The 14837-nt window shown below is 62.6% G+C and carries 14 protein-coding genes; 1 reads left to right on the plus strand and 13 read right to left on the minus strand.

The features are described 5' to 3' along the window. Nucleotide 1 precedes the first annotated feature (1 nt). Genes pyrF through pyrR form a run of 7 tightly spaced genes read right to left on the minus strand, consistent with a single transcriptional unit; the run spans nucleotide 2 to nucleotide 8840 of the window. Nucleotides 2-877, minus strand: a complete 876-nt coding sequence (gene pyrF, locus KCX59_RS12450) for an orotidine-5'-phosphate decarboxylase (RefSeq protein WP_179016528.1) — start codon at nucleotides 875-877, stop codon at nucleotides 2-4. Then, nucleotides 870-4178, minus strand: a complete 3309-nt coding sequence (gene carB / locus KCX59_RS12455) for a carbamoyl-phosphate synthase large subunit (RefSeq protein ID WP_091467807.1) — start codon at nucleotides 4176-4178, stop codon at nucleotides 870-872. Before carB ends, pyrF begins: the two co-directional genes overlap by 8 nt. Continuing rightward, nucleotides 4178-5425 (minus strand): glutamine-hydrolyzing carbamoyl-phosphate synthase small subunit, encoded by a 1248-nt coding sequence (gene carA, locus KCX59_RS12460; protein ID WP_178992629.1) that lies wholly within the window; start codon nucleotides 5423-5425, stop codon nucleotides 4178-4180. The genes carB and carA overlap by 1 nt, the downstream gene beginning before the upstream one ends. Continuing rightward, on the minus strand, nucleotides 5406-5927 hold the full coding sequence (locus tag KCX59_RS12465) for a hypothetical protein (protein WP_091467810.1): 522 nt from the start codon (nucleotides 5925-5927) through the stop codon (nucleotides 5406-5408). Before KCX59_RS12465 ends, carA begins: the two co-directional genes overlap by 20 nt. Further along, nucleotides 5927-7252: a dihydroorotase gene (locus KCX59_RS12470; RefSeq protein ID WP_179016527.1), complete on the minus strand. Its 1326-nt coding sequence runs from the start codon at nucleotides 7250-7252 to the stop codon at nucleotides 5927-5929. The genes KCX59_RS12465 and KCX59_RS12470 overlap by 1 nt, the downstream gene beginning before the upstream one ends. After that, the gene (locus KCX59_RS12475) at nucleotides 7252-8259 is read right to left on the minus strand and encodes an aspartate carbamoyltransferase catalytic subunit (protein WP_179016526.1); all 1008 of its coding nucleotides are present in this window, start codon (nucleotides 8257-8259) and stop codon (nucleotides 7252-7254) included. Before KCX59_RS12475 ends, KCX59_RS12470 begins: the two co-directional genes overlap by 1 nt. Beyond that, nucleotides 8256-8840, minus strand: a complete 585-nt coding sequence (pyrR, locus tag KCX59_RS12480) for a bifunctional pyr operon transcriptional regulator/uracil phosphoribosyltransferase PyrR (RefSeq protein ID WP_091467815.1) — start codon at nucleotides 8838-8840, stop codon at nucleotides 8256-8258. The genes KCX59_RS12475 and pyrR overlap by 4 nt, the downstream gene beginning before the upstream one ends. A gap of 110 nt (nucleotides 8841-8950) precedes the next feature. Between pyrR and KCX59_RS12485 the strand changes: the two genes are divergently transcribed. Then, nucleotides 8951-10234: a PrsW family intramembrane metalloprotease gene (locus KCX59_RS12485; protein ID WP_179016525.1), complete on the plus strand. Its 1284-nt coding sequence runs from the start codon at nucleotides 8951-8953 to the stop codon at nucleotides 10232-10234. 86 nt (nucleotides 10235-10320) lie between these two features. On the opposite strand, the gene nusB is transcribed toward KCX59_RS12485, so the two are convergent. The 6 genes from nusB to aroC form a co-directional block, all read right to left on the minus strand. Continuing rightward, on the minus strand, nucleotides 10321-10731 hold the full coding sequence (gene nusB / locus KCX59_RS12490; protein ID WP_018777735.1) for a transcription antitermination factor NusB: 411 nt from the start codon (nucleotides 10729-10731) through the stop codon (nucleotides 10321-10323). After that, nucleotides 10731-11294: an elongation factor P gene (efp, locus tag KCX59_RS12495; protein ID WP_024816828.1), complete on the minus strand. Its 564-nt coding sequence runs from the start codon at nucleotides 11292-11294 to the stop codon at nucleotides 10731-10733. Before efp ends, nusB begins: the two co-directional genes overlap by 1 nt. A gap of 155 nt (nucleotides 11295-11449) precedes the next feature. Beyond that, complete coding sequence (locus KCX59_RS12500) at nucleotides 11450-11971, minus strand: tetratricopeptide repeat protein (RefSeq protein WP_179016524.1); 522 nt, start codon at nucleotides 11969-11971, stop codon at nucleotides 11450-11452. Further along, the gene (aroB, locus tag KCX59_RS12505; protein WP_179016523.1) at nucleotides 11968-13059 is read right to left on the minus strand and encodes a 3-dehydroquinate synthase; all 1092 of its coding nucleotides are present in this window, start codon (nucleotides 13057-13059) and stop codon (nucleotides 11968-11970) included. Before aroB ends, KCX59_RS12500 begins: the two co-directional genes overlap by 4 nt. After that, the gene (locus tag KCX59_RS12510) at nucleotides 13056-13565 is read right to left on the minus strand and encodes a shikimate kinase (RefSeq protein WP_091469547.1); all 510 of its coding nucleotides are present in this window, start codon (nucleotides 13563-13565) and stop codon (nucleotides 13056-13058) included. Before KCX59_RS12510 ends, aroB begins: the two co-directional genes overlap by 4 nt. Nucleotides 13566-13612: 47 nt before the next feature. Further along, nucleotides 13613-14812, minus strand: coding sequence for a chorismate synthase (gene aroC, locus KCX59_RS12515; protein WP_178992623.1), 1200 nt, complete (start codon nucleotides 14810-14812; stop codon nucleotides 13613-13615). Nucleotides 14813-14837: the final 25 nt, after the last annotated feature.

The raw sequence follows: 14837 nt of genomic DNA on the forward strand, positions 1-14837 counted from the left end.
CTTACTCTGAGCGAAGCCCGCCCAGCGTCCCTTCCGTTGCGGCACGGAGGCCGGCCGGGGATGGACCAGCGGCCAGGATCCCCCGGCTGGAGGTCGCCAGGACAGTGGGGTAGGCAACGCCGAACGTCGCTCGAAGATCGGCCGGAGTGGCCCCCTGGGCACCAAGACCAGGAGCCAGGATCGGCCCGCGGACAGGGCCGAGGTGGATGTCCAGATCCTCAAGCGCGGAACCGATAGTGGCTCCAACAACCAAGCCAACAGAACCAAGGGAGCCCGCGTACCGCTGGTTCTCGGCCGCAGCTGCAGCCACGATCCTGCGCGCCACCGAGTCGCCTCCGCCGACATGCTGGACCGACTTGCCTTCAGGGTTCGATGTCAGTGCAAGTACAAACACTCCCCTGCCGTATTGCGCAGCAAGGTCCAAAGCGGGGCGCAGCGATTCAAAGCCAAGGTAGGGGCTCAGTGTCACGGAGTCCGCAGCCAAGGACGAACCATCCCGCAACCAGGCATCCGCATACGCCGCCATGGTGGAGCCGATGTCCCCGCGCTTGGCATCGGCGATGCTGAGCACACCTGCCTCCGTGGAGGCAGCCAGGGTGCGCTCCAGGACTGCCATGCCGGCGGAGCCGTGACGCTCATAGAGTGCCACCTGCGGCTTGACCGCGGCAGCGAGGGAAGCCACGGCCTCCACCACTGTCAGCGAAAAGCGTTCCAGTCCCGCGGCGTCGTCGTTCAATCCCCATTCAGCCAAGAGCTGCGGGTGCGGATCGATTCCAACGCACAGCGGACCGCGCGAGGCCATGGCGGCAGCCAGCCGGGAGCCAAAAGACTCCCGGACCGGCTGCTGCCCTTGCTCTGGTGAAGCAGACTCAGGCATTGGCTGCTTCCACTGCTGCTGCCAGGTTGGCAGCGTGCTCCTGCAGGCTGGTCACGGACCATTCGTAGGTGCGCAGCGCCTCAATGGCCTGCACTGCGGCGTTGAACTCGGCAACGGTGGTGATGCAGGGAATGCCGATGGACGTTGCCGCGGCACGAAGTTCGTATCCGTCGCTGCGGGCTTCGCCACCGGAGGGCGTGTTGAAGACCATGTCGATCTCGCCTGCAATAACCAGGTCCGCAATGGTGCCTTCGCCTTCTGCGCTGCTGCCTTCGGCAACCTTGCGGACCGGAGTCGCCTGGATGCCGTTGCGACGCAGGACGTCAGCCGTGCCACCGGTGGAGACGATCTCGAACCCGAGGTCCGAGAGGCGCTTGACGCCCATGATTACCGAACGCTTGTCACGGTTGGCTACCGAGACGAAGATCTTGCCTTCGGTGGGCAACGCGTTGTTGGCAGCGGCCTGGCTCTTGGCGAAGGCGGTGTCGAAGTGCTTATCGATGCCCATGACTTCACCGGTGGAGCGCATTTCCGGGCCCAGCAGGGAATCGACGACCTTGCCTTCAGGTGTACGGAAGCGGCTGAACGGAAGGACCGCTTCCTTGACGGCAACCGGGGCGTCCAGGGGCAGGGTGGAGCCGTCACCGGACTCCGGCAGCATCTTGTAGGCGCCGCGGAGCTGGTTGATGGTCACCCCCGTGCCGATGAGGGCTGCCGCCTTGGCCATCTGCACACCCGTTGCCTTGGAGACGAACGGAACCGTGCGGGAAGCGCGCGGATTGGCTTCAAGGACGTACAGGACGTCGGAGGCCAACGCGAACTGGATGTTGATGAGGCCGCGGACACCCACGCCTTCGGCAATGGCACGGGTTGCCGTGCGCACGCGCTCGATCACGTTATTGCCCAGGGTAATCGGAGGAAGCACGCAAGCGGAGTCACCGGAGTGGATGCCGGCTTCTTCGATGTGTTCCATGATGCCGCCGAGGTACATATCAGTGCCGTCAAAGAGCGCGTCGACGTCGATTTCGACCGCGTCTTCGAGGAACCGGTCAATCAGCACCGGGTGGTCCGGGGTAATTTCCGTGGCATTGGCGATGTAGCGGGAGAGGTTTGCTTCGTCGTACACGATCTCCATGCCACGGCCGCCCAGGACGTAAGACGGGCGGACCAGTACCGGGTAGCCAATTTCGTCGGCGATCTTCTTGGCGTCCTCGAAGGAAACGGCGGTGCCGTTCTTCGGGGAAGTCAAGCCGGCTTCGTCAAGGACGCGGGCAAAGGCACCGCGGTGCTCGGCGAGGTCGATCGCTTCCGGCGACGTGCCAAGGATCGGAACACCGGCGTCGGCGAGCTGCTGTGCCAGCTTCAACGGAGTCTGGCCACCGAGCTGCACGAAGACACCCATGACGCCACCGGTGCGCTCTTCAGCGGCGATGACCTCGAGGACGTCCTCAAGGGTCAGCGGCTCGAAATAAAGGCGCGTGGAAACGTCGTAGTCGGTGGATACGGTCTCGGGGTTGCAGTTGACCATGACGGTCTCGTAGCCGGCCTTGCGCAGCGCCATGGAGGCGTGGACGCAGGAGTAGTCGAACTCGATGCCCTGGCCGATGCGGTTGGGCCCCGAGCCAAGGATGATGACGGAGGGCTTCGCGTGCAGGCCTACCTCATCCTCCTCGTCGTAGGACGAGTAGTGGTACGGGGTGTAAGCGGCAAACTCAGCGGCGCAGGTGTCCACCGTCTTGTAGACCGGACGAATACCCAAGGCCTGGCGGACACCACGGACCACTGCCTCGTTGTTGTGCGTCAAGGCACCGATCTGCTCGTCGGAGAAGCCGTGGCGCTTAGCGTTGCGCAGCATTTCCTCGGTGAGCACGCCGGCCTTGCGGATCTCCTGCGCGGTCTCGTTGAGAAGCTGCAGCTGGTCCAGGAACCAAGGGTCGATCTTGGTGGCTTCGAAAAGGTCTTCCACCGTGGCACCACCCAGGAGTGCGCGCTGCACCTGGTGCAGGCGGTCCGTCGTGGGGCGCTTGGCCTTCTCGATGAGCTCGGCGACCTCGTACTCCGGCACGGAGCTGAAGTCCAGCTGCGAGCCCTTCTGCTCCAAGGAGCGAAGGGCCTTCTGCAGGGCTTCGGTGAAGTTACGGCCCATGGCCATGGCTTCGCCAACAGACTTCATGGTGGTGGTCAGCGTGTTGTCGGCTGCCGGGAACTTCTCGAAGGCGAAACGGGGAACCTTGACCACTACGTAGTCCAACGTGGGCTCAAAGGAGGCCGGCGTCTTCTGGGTGATGTCGTTCGGGATCTCGTCCAGTGTGTAACCGAGGGAGAGCTTGGTTGCGATCTTGGCAATTGCGAAGCCAGTTGCCTTGGAGGCCAGCGCGGAGGAGCGGGATACGCGCGGGTTCATTTCGATGACTACTACGCGGCCCGTGGCGGGGTCGATGGCGAACTGGATGTTGCAGCCACCGGTGTCCACGCCCACTTCGCGGATGACGGCGATGGAGACGTCGCGGAGCTTCTGGTACTCGCGGTCCGTGAGGGTCAGTGCCGGTGCAACCGTGATGGAGTCACCGGTGTGGACGCCCACGGGGTCGAAGTTCTCGATGGAGCAGACAACAACGACGTTATCGTTCTTGTCGCGCATCATTTCAAGCTCGTACTCTTTCCAGCCGAGAATGCTCTCTTCGAGCAGGACCTCGGTGGTGGGGCTGTACTGGAGGCCCTGGCCGACGATGCGGCGGAGGTCGTCCTCGTTGTAAGCCAAGCCGGAGCCCAGGCCACCCATGGTGAAGGACGGCCGGACCACCATGGGGTAGCCCAGATCCTCAGCAGCAGCGAAGGCCTCTTCCATGGTGTGGATGATGTGGCTGCGTGCGGACTCCGCGCCACAACGCTCCACAACACCCTTGAACTTCTCGCGGTCTTCCCCAAGCTCAATGGCAGCAATGTTCGCGCCAATGAGTTCCACATTGTACTTCTCCAGCACACCGTTCTTGTCCAATGCGATGGCAGTGTTCAGGGCCGTCTGGCCACCCAAGGTGGGCAGGATGGCGTCCGGACGCTCCTTGGCGATGATCTTCTCCACCACCTCAGGGGTGATGGGCTCAACGTAGGTGGCATCGGCGAACTCGGGGTCCGTCATGATGGTGGCCGGGTTGGAGTTTACGAGGATGACCCGCAGGCCCTCCTCCTTGAGGACGCGAAGTGCCTGGGTACCGGAGTAGTCGAACTCGGCCGCCTGGCCAATGACGATGGGGCCGGAACCGATGACAAGGACGCTCTTGAGATCTGTACGCTTGGGCATTACTTCTTGTCCTCAGTCTTGGAGTCGGTGGAGTTGGCGCCTGTGGCCTTGGACTTGGTATCGGCCATGAGGTCGATGAAGCGGTCGAAGAGGTAGGCAGCATCGTGCGGTCCGGCCGCCGCTTCGGGGTGGTACTGGACCGAGAACGCAGGGATGTCGAGGCAGGCGAGTCCTTCAACGACGTCGTCGTTCAACGAAACGTGGCTGACTTCAACGCGACCGAAGCGCTCTTCCGGCGCTACGGTGGAGCCGTTCAGCGGCGCGTCAACAGCAAAGCCGTGGTTCTGCGACGTGATTTCCACCTTGCCGGTCCGGCGGTCCATCACCGGCTGGTTGATGCCCCGGTGGCCGTAACGGAGCTTGTAGGTGCCGAAGCCCAGGGCACGGCCCAGGATCTGGTTACCGAAGCAGATGCCGAAGTACGGGAGTTTCTCGTCCAGCACCGAGCGCAGCAGGGAAACCTGGTGGTCGGCCGTAGCGGGGTCGCCGGGTCCGTTGGACATGAAGAAGCCGTCAGGCTTGACCGCGTTGACGTCCTCCAGGGTGGATGTGGCCGGCAAGACGTGCACGCGCACGCCGCGCTCAGCGAAGCGCACCGGAGTCATTGCCTTGATACCCAGGTCAACGGCAGCGATGGAGAAGCGCGGCTCACCTTCCCAGCCGTGGTCCTTGGGCTCCACGACGTAGGCCTCGTCAATGGAGACTTCCTCAGCCAGCGCTGCGCCTTCCATGGGCGCACTGGCCAGGACAGCGTCCAGCAGTTCCTTGTCGGTGGCCTGCGCGGCCTCGCCGGAGAAAATACCTGCGCGCATGGTCTTGTGCTCGCGGAGGTGGCGGGTGATGGCGCGGGTGTCTACGCCCTGGATGCCAACGATCCCCTGATCCACCAGTTCATCATCGAGGCTTCGTTCGGACCGCCAGTTTGAGGGGCGGCGGGCGGCGTCGCGCACAATGTACCCTGCCACCCAGATGCGGCGTGACTCAGCGTCTTCGCTGTTGACGCCGGTGTTGCCGATGTGCGGCGCAGTCTGGACCACCAGCTGACGCGCATAGGAGGGGTCGGTGATGGTCTCCTGGTAGCCGGTCATGCCGGTGGCGAAGACGGCCTCACCAAGAGCGGTTCCCTGGGCTCCGTAGCTGCGGCCGCGGAACATGCGGCCGTCTTCGAGCACGAGTACTGCTGCTGAGGGGGCGGGTGTGGTGGCTGCTTTACTATCCGTCACTTTATTACTTTCCACTATCGGCATCTGCCTGAGGGGCTGCGGAGATCAATTCTTGGAGGGCTTCGAGGAGGAGCTGCTTGTCGGTTGCGTGCCTGGAACGGAATCCGGTGTCGAGTTCCCGGTCACCAAGCTTCCAGTTGACGACCAGGAGTCCGTCCTTTTCGACGAATTTCCCGGCCATACCGTTGGCTTCGCGGCTGTCCACCAGGGCGGCTCGCGGGATGAACACAGGGGCGGCACCGGATCGGTCGAACAGCACGCCTTCTGCGTGGATGCTCAGTTCCGCATTTGTCCGGATACCCAGGCCCTGCACTGCGATCCGGTCCAGCCAGTCGCCCGCGGTGGTGGTGGCAACGTATTGGCCGTCCGCGACCACCGTTGCCGGCGTCAGCTGCTCCGGCACCCCGGGAAGGCGTTCGACGTCGGCTTGTCGCCTCAGCCGGTTCCGCCATCCCAGCCAGATCATCGCCAGGACGACGACGATCAGCGGCACCGTGATGAGCACGGTCAGTGTTTGGTTGTCCATTAGTTGCTGCTGACTGCCGGGTACCTGTACGGCGTGTTGAGCTGGCCGTCGAGGACGGTTGGGTGACCCTTGAAGAAAGTAGCCACCACGGATCCGGGCAGCTCTTTGCCCTTGAACGGTGAATTGCGGCCCATGGTTGCCATTTTATGGGGGTCAACGGTCCAACGCGCAGCCGGGTCCACCAGGATGACGTTGGCGGGCTCGCCAACCTCCAGCGGACGGCCCTGATCGGCCACACGGCCGATGACTGCCGGCGCGAACGAGGTAACCCTGGCGAAGTCGGCCCAGGTCATGAGTCCGGTTTCGATCATGGTCTCCTGGACCACGGACAAGGCGGTTTCAAGGCCGGTCATTCCCATTGCTGCCTGCGCCCATTCGCATTCCTTGTGCTCGCTGGGGTGCGGGGCGTGATCGGTTCCCACGACGTCGATGGTGCCGTCCGCCAAGCCCTCACGGAGGGCTTGAACGTCGGCGTCGGTACGGAGCGGCGGGTTGACCTTGTAGACGGGGTCGTAGCTACGGACCAGCTCATCGGTGAGGAGCAGGTGGTGAGGGGTGACCTCGGCAGTGACATTGATTCCACGCGCCTTCGCCCAGCGCACGATTTCCACGGAACCTGCCGTGGAGACGTGGCATACGTGGAGACGGGAACCAACATGCTGGGCAAGCAGGACATCGCGGGCAATGATGCTTTCCTCGGCGACAGCCGGCCAGCCGGTGAGTCCCAGCACCGCGGAAACAGCACCTTCGTTCATCTGTGCGCCAGCGGTTAGGCGCGGCTCCTGCGCATGCTGGGCCACCACGCCGTCGAACGCTTTGACGTATTCCAAGGCCCGGCGCATGAGGACGGGATCGTGGACGCAGATGCCGTCGTCGGAGAACATCCTGACCTGGGCACGGGAATCCGCCATGGCCCCCAGCTCGGCGAGCCGCTCCCCCGCCAAGCCCACGGTCACGGCACCGACAGGACGCACATCCACCCAGCCGGACGCCTGGCCCAGGCTGTGAACCTGCTCCACGACGCCCGCGGTGTCTGCCACGGGGTTGCTGTTGGCCATGGCGTGGACCGCGGTGAAGCCACCAAGCGCGGCGGCCCGGGTGCCGGTTTCCACCGTTTCGGCGTCTTCGCGGCCGGGTTCGCGCAAGTGGGTGTGAACGTCCACCATGCCAGGCAAGGCAATGAGGCCTTGGGCGTCGATGACTGTTGCGTCGTCAGCTGACAAGTCCTTGCCGCGTGCTTCAATGACGCCGTCACGGATCAAGAGATCTTCAGCTTCGCCGCCGAGGATGGCAGCCCCACGAATCAGGTAGGTGTTCTCGGCCATCAGTTGGTCTCCTTGCTGGACTGGCTTACGTTCGGGGCGGCTTCACGGGAGTCCCCGGAGAGCAGCAGGTAAAGGGCAGCCATACGGACTGAGACACCGTTCCGCACCTGCGCGAGCACAGTGGAACGCGGCGAATCCGCGGCTGCCGAAGATATTTCCAACCCCCGGTTCATGGGGCCGGGATGCATGATGATGGTGTCCTTCATGCCGAGATCGTCCAGAGTTCGGAGCCTGGCGTCGTCGAAACCCCAGCGGCGCGAGTACTCGCGGGTCGAGGGGAAGAACGACGCGTTCATGCGCTCGCCCTGCACACGCAGCATCATCATGGCGTCGATGCCGGCCTCCAGCGTCTCGTCCAGGTTGTAGCTGACCTTGCAAGGCCAGTGCTCGACGCCGATGGGCAGCAGCGTGGGCGGTGCCACCAGGGTGACCTCAGCGCCAAGGGTCTTCAGCAGCCAGACGTTGGACCGGGCGACACGGGAGTGCAGGACATCCCCGGCGATTGCTACCCGCATGCCCTTCAGGTCTGCTCCAGTGGACTCGGTGCCGTTGACCTGCGACCAGTGCCGACGCATGGTGAACGCGTCCAGCAGCGCCTGGGTTGGATGCTCGTGGGTGCCGTCGCCGGCGTTGATAACAGCTGCGTCAATCCAGTCAGTGGCAGCGAGCCGGTGTGGCGCCCCGGAAGCCCAGTGGCGGATGACGACGGCATCCGCACCCATGGCTGCGAGTGTCTGCGCCGTGTCCTTGAGGGACTCCCCTTTGGAAACCGAGGACCCCTTGGCGGCGAAATTGATGACATCGGCCGACAGACGTTTGGCCGCGGCCTCAAAGGAAATACGTGTACGGGTGGAGTCTTCGAAGAAAAGGTTGACTACGGTACGGCCGCGCAGTGCCGGTAGTTTCTTAACTTCACGATCGCCGACTGCGGACATTTCCTCAGCCGTGTCCAGAACACGAATGGCGTCGAAAAGACTGAGGTTTTCGGTGGAAAGGAGGTGCTTCACTTGCCGGCCTCAATAACTACTTCGTTGACGGGCACGCCGTCCACGGAGTCGATCTCCTCGAGATGGACCCGGACCTTTTCAGATGAGGAAGTGGGCAGGTTCTTGCCCACGTGGTCTGCACGGATGGGAAGCTCGCGGTGGCCCCGGTCCACCAGCACAGCCAAGCGGACTATCCGCGGACGGCCAAGGTCAACCAAAGCATCCAACGCGGCGCGAATGGTCCGGCCCGAATAAAGGACGTCGTCGATCAGGACAACAACCTTGTTGTCGATCCCGGACAACGGAAGCCGTGTGTGGCGTGGGGGCCGCGTGGGCTGGTGGGAGAGGTCGTCACGGAACATGGTGACGTCCAGCTGGCCGACCATCGTCTCGGCGTTCACTGTGGGGTCGGCCGCTGCAATCTTGTTGGCAAGCCGCACTGCCAAAGGATAGCCGCGGCTGGGAATGCCCAACAGGACCAGGTCCTTGGAGCCCTTATTGGCTTCGAGGATCTCGTGGGCGATACGAGTGAGCGCACGGTCAATGTCCGCCTGATTGAGAACAACCCGCGACGGCACGTGCGCTGAAGTGACTTCAGTCATCGCTCGTCTCCCCTTTCCCCGCCTCACTGGACGGAATTAAAAAAGGAATATTTGCTTTTCAAAGCTACCACAGCACCCGTTTCCCACCTCACCGGGGGCTGTAGTGATGCGTGAGTTTAAGCTCACACTTCGCAGTGTGGAATAGGCTCGTGCCCATGACCATGAACCACCACGGCCAACCGTATCCGCGGCCTTATCTGGAACCTGGCGCCAATCCCACTTGGATCGGCCGCGTCCAGCCGGGGAACTATCAACCGGCTCCGGGTAATCCGACGTCCCTCCCCCGCCAAACCTGGGCCATGCCGCCGGCGCCGCCAGGTCGCAGGTCCTGGGGCATGCTTCCGTTACTCATTGTGGGAACCGTCCTGGTCTTCGGCAGCCTGCTGCTGGTGGTGCCGTTCCTGTTGGGCAATACGGGCATTACCGGTTTCGTGGTCGGCTTCATCGCCTCCCTTGTTCCGCTGTCCGTGGTGCTGTTGACAGTACGCCTGATCGATCGCTGGGAGCCCGAGCCAAAGAGGCTCCTGTGGTTCGCTTTCACATGGGGTGCCGCGGTTTCCATTGCCGGGACGCTGCTCATCCAGCCGGTGTTCGCACTCGCCGCACCAACCTCCAGCGAAGAAGCCTTCACCTACTTCATGGCCACGGTCCAGGCTCCCATCGTGGAAGAGTTCACCAAGTCACTGGGGTTGCTGGTCCTGATCCTGGCTGCCCGCAAGTACTTTGACGGACCTGTGGACGGTGTCGTCTTCGCCTTCACCATCGCCGCCGGCTTCGCCTTCACTGAGAACATCCTCTACTTTGGCCGCGAAATAGCCTCCTCCGCCGACCCGGGCACCGACTTGGTCCGAATTTTCATCCTCCGTGGCGTTATGTCGCCGTTCGCCCACGCGGTGTTCACGGGGACCACCGGACTGATCATGGGCTTCGCAGCCCGGAAATGGCACTCGGGCTATGCCGTGCTGGCCTTCTTCGTCGGTTTGCTGCCCGCGATGTTCCTGCACAACCGCTGGAACAGCATGGGGCAGAACTTCCTGGTGGAGTACTTCGTGGTCCAAGTGCCGATCTTCCTGATCGCTGCTGCAGGCATCATCCTTCTCCGCGTTGCCGAAGGAAAAATCACCCGCCAACGGCTTCTCGAGTATGCCCGGGCAGGCTGGTTCACGCCAGCAGAAGTGGAGATGCTGGCCACGTCACGAGGCCGGCGGCAGGCTGTTCGTTGGGCGTCGTCGCGCGGTCGCGGCAACCAGATGAAGTCGTTCATCAAAGGGGCCACGGCACTGGCGTTTACCCGGCAGCGGATCCTCAGTGGCCGGGACGTCCACGTTCACCAGCACGATGAACTGGAGCACCTGCGCAGCATCCCCTCCCTCCGGGCGGCCGTGCTTCAGTAGCGCACCGGACCTGTTGGTAATACGAATGCTGGTAATACAAAAAGGACCCGCATCCTGTGGATGCGGGTCCTTTTTCTCATGAATGCCTAAGCGAGAAGTGACGGCTTGAGCTTCTGCAAGCGGCCAAGCAGCCCGTTAATGAAGGCTGGCGACTCGTCGGTGGACATCGTCTTGGCAAGGGCCACAGCTTCGCTGACAGCTACGCCGTCAGGAACCTCGTCATTGTAGAGAAGTTCCCAAGCGCCGATACGAAGGATGATGCGGTCTACGGACGGCATACGCTCCAACGTCCAGCCCTGGGCGTAGGTCTCCAGGAATTCATCGATGGTTGCCTGCATGGAAACAACGCCCTCCACGATTTCCACCGTGTAGGGGTTGATGACAAGATCGGTCTTCTCCCGGCGCGCTGTCATCGCGTCGAAAGCCGAAACGGAGCGCTGCTCCGCCTCGAAAAGTACTTCGAGCGCCCTGCTACGGGCTTTACCGCGTGCGCTCACTAGTCGTTGACCCGGCCCAAGTAGCCGCCATCGCGGGTGTCTACCTTGACCTTGGTGCCCTGCTCAACGAACAGCGGAACCTGGATTTCGTAGCCCGTCTCCACAGTTGCGGGCTTGGTGCCTGCCGAGGAGCGGTCGCCCTGAAGGCCCGGCTCCGTGTAGGTGATCTCGAGGACGACGCTCGGAGGCAATTCGATGTACAGCGGCGTGCCCTCGTGGATGGCAATGTTGACCATCTGGTTCTCGAGCATGAAGTTGGTGGCGTCGCCTACAGTGGCACCGGAAACAGTGATCTGGTCGTAGTCCTGGGTGTCCATGAAGACGAAATCTTCGCCGTCCTGGTACAGGTACTGGTAGTCGCGGCGGTCAACCGTTGCGGTTTCGATCTTCAGGCCGGCGTTGAAGGTCTTATCGACCACCTTGCCGGACATGACGTTGCGCATCTTGGTGCGAACAAAGGCGCCGCCCTTGCCCGGCTTCACGTGCTGGAACTCAATGATGTTCCAGAGCTGGCCCTCGAGCTTCAGTACGGTCCCGTTCTTGATGTCGTTTGTGGTTGCCACTCGTATCCTCTGGTTTCTCTCACTGGTTCAAGCTGCCAGTTTGTCTATGCCAAGCAGGCATGCCAAACGGCCCGCCAGCGCGTATTTATCAAAAATCCAAGAACCATTCTACCGGCAAATACGGCCACGGCTTGCGAGCTGCTTTTCCCGCTGCTTCAGGAAGCCAGTTCAAGCACATTCCGGGCCCTTTGCAGGGCAACAGCGGAAGAGTAGATCAGCGCCGCATCGGCGGCCATGGCGACGCGGAGATCCAAGGCCTTGGCGAATTCCTCGGATGCGGCCAGTGCATTGCCGCTGACGAAGTATGCCCTGCCCAGATACTGGTGCACGATCGCTTCCTTGGAGCTGCCCTGGACGTCCTGCAACAGGTGCCTGAACAACTGCACCGCACGGTCCAGCCGGTTGGTTGCCCGATGGACTTCCGCTTCAAAAATCCTCAACCGGAACGACTCCGGATCTTTGTAGCGCGCCTCGGCCAACAGCTCAGCCGCCTCGTTGGGCTGGTTGTCCAGCAGTAAGGCCATGATGCGGTCCGCGGGGTCTTCCGACGTCGCGAGGGCGGACTCCATGACTTCCTCATTGACAACCACGGGAAGCAAAGTGTCCGGGTTCATCCGGACTCCGGGGAAACCGGCAGTAGGCCAGTCGCTGATGCCTTCCCGAAGAGTGACGGTCATGATGCGATCTCCTGGTAGGCGGCAAACAGGAGTGACGTGTCAGGGACCTCCAGGATGCCCGGCTTGGCAACGCCGTCAAGGACAACGAACCTGAGGAGATCGCCACGGGACTTCTTGTCCCGGCGCATTCCATCCAGAAGACCCTGCCAGCGGTCCCTGCGGTACGTGATGGGCAGGCCAAGGCTCTCCAGGATGGTGCGGTGCCGGTCTGCGTCAGCATCGGACAAACGCCCGACACTTCGCGACAACTCGGCGGCGAACATCATACCCACGGAAACGGCTGCGCCGTGACGCCATGAGTAGCGTTCCACGAGCTCGATGGCGTGGCCCAGCGTGTGACCATAGTTCAGGATTTCGCGGAGGCCGGACTCCTTGAGGTCCTGGGAAACGACTTCAGCCTTCACGGAAATCGCGCGTTCAATGAGCTCCCGAACTACCTCGGATCCCGGATCCATTACTGCGTCGGTGTTCTTTTCCACGAGGTCGAGGATTGCCGGGTCGGCGATGAAGCCGCACTTGATGACCTCGGCCATCCCTGAAATGAGCTCGTTCTTCGGCAGGGTCTGGAGCGTGTCCAAGTCAGCCAGGACTGCGGCCGGAGGGTGGAAGGAGCCCACAAGGTTCTTGCCCTCGGCAGTGTTGATGCCTGTCTTGCCTCCCACCGAGGCATCCACCATGCCCAGCAAGCTCGTGGGCATGTGGATGACTTTGACGCCACGGAGCCACGTTGCCGCCACGAAGCCGGCGAGGTCCGTGACAGCGCCGCCACCGACTGCCACGATGGCGTCGGACCGCGTGAAATCGTTCTGGCCCAGCACTTGCCAACAGAACGCCGCAACCTGGATGTGCTTGCCCTCTTCAGCATCCGGGATCTCGGCTGTGAGTGCCGTGAACCCTGCAGCCTCAAGTTCGTCCCGGACGGTATCGCCGGTCAGGCGCAAGGCCCGCGGGTGGATCACCAGAACTCGTCGTACGCGTTCGCCAAGCTTGGCGGGCAGGGTGTCCAACAGCCCGCGGCCCACCACGACGTCGTAGTTCTCATTAACCGACTGGCCGGTCACCTTGATGACAGTTGCTTCGTTGCTCACTTTTCAACTTCCTCTTTCAAGGCTGCATGCTGGAGCAGCCGCTCCTCCAAATGGAGGCCGATTTCTGCCACGGATCCGGAACGGACATCCATGACTATGTCCGCGAGACGCTCATAGACGGGACGCCGGGTGGCAAACAATGCTTCCCAGCGGGTCATGGCGTCACCCTGCAGCAGTGGCCGTCCGGTGTTCCGGGCAATCCTGTCTGCGACCGTTTCCGCATCGCATTCCAGATAGACAACGGTGCACTCCCCCAGCAACTGCTGGGTCCCGGAGTCAAGCACCGCCCCGCCGCCCAGGGAAATGATGGCCGGATCTACTTTGGCAGACTCAATGGCCTTCGCCACTGCCCGCGCTTCAATCTCGCGGAACGCATGCTCTCCCCTGCCGGCGAAGATGTCTGCAATGCTGCCGTGGGCAGCTACCACCACCGCGTCAGTGTCCACGAACGGGACACGGAGTTGGTGGGCCAGTTGCTGGCCGATCGCCGATTTTCCGACGGCCATGGGGCCCACGAGAACAACGGGGCGGCCATCCGGGATAGCGCCAACCACTACCGGCCGACCGAGTCCAGGGTGGCCGGGATGCTCTCAAGGTAGCTCTGCAGATTCCGCTGGGTCTCCGCGACGGAGTCGCCACCGAACTTCTCGGCGACAGCCTCGGCCAGAACCAAAGCCACCATCGCCTCCGCCACAACACCGGCTGCGGGAACCGCACAAACATCTGAACGCTGGTGGTGTGCCTTGGCAGGCTCACCCGTGCTGACATCAATGGTGCGAAGTGCGCGAGGGACCGTGGCGATTGGTTTCATGGCCGCTCGAACACGAAGAACCTCACCGATGCTCATGCCGCCTTCGATGCCACCGGCCCGGTTGGTCTGGCGAACGATCTTGCCGTTTCCGTCCTTGAGGATCTCATCGTGGGCAGCAGATCCACGGCGTGCAGCCGTGAGGAAGCCGTCGCCCACTTCTACGCCCTTAATGGCTTGGATGCCCATGAGTGCGGCCGCGAGGCGGGAGTCAAGGCGACGATCCCAGTGCACATAACTGCCGAGTCCCGGGGGAAGCCCGTATGCCAGGACCTCTACCACGCCACCCAGGGTTTCGCCTTCCTTGTGGGCAGCATCAACCTCAGCCACCATTGCGTTGGACGTCTCGCGGTCGAAACAACGCAGAGGGTCGGCGTCGAGGGCTATGACGTCCTGCGGCAACGGCAAAGGCCGGCCTTCGGGCACTGTCACGCTGGCAATGGAAACGGTGTGGCTTACCAACTCGATGCCCAGTTGCTTCAGGAACTGTGCAGCGACAGTACCAAGAGCCACTCGCGTGGCGGTCTCGCGTGCGCTGGCACGCTCAAGGACCGGACGGGCTTCGTCGAAGCCATACTTCTGCATGCCCGTGAAATCAGCGTGCCCCGGGCGCGGACGGGTCAAAGGTGCATTGCGGGCTTGGTCGGCGAGGACCTGAGGGTCCACGGGATCAGCAGACATGATCTGCTCCCATTTAGGCCACTCGGTGTTGCCAACCTGGATGGCGACAGGGCCACCCTGGGTAAGTCCATGCCGGACGCCACCCATGATGGTGACCTCGTCCTGTTCAAACTTCATGCGGGCACCACGTCCATAGCCCAGGCGTCGACGCGCCAACGCGTCACGAATCTGCCCACTGGTGAGTTCAACACCGGCAGGCACGCCTTCAACAATTCCGATCAGGGCCGGACCATGGGATTCACCGGCAGTCAACCAACGCAACATATAACCAATCCTGCCATGTAAGGCT

Origin of the sequence: Paenarthrobacter nitroguajacolicus (assembly GCF_051027655.1) — a bacterium.
In the GTDB taxonomy this organism is placed as follows: domain Bacteria; phylum Actinomycetota; class Actinomycetes; order Actinomycetales; family Micrococcaceae; genus Arthrobacter; species Arthrobacter nitroguajacolicus.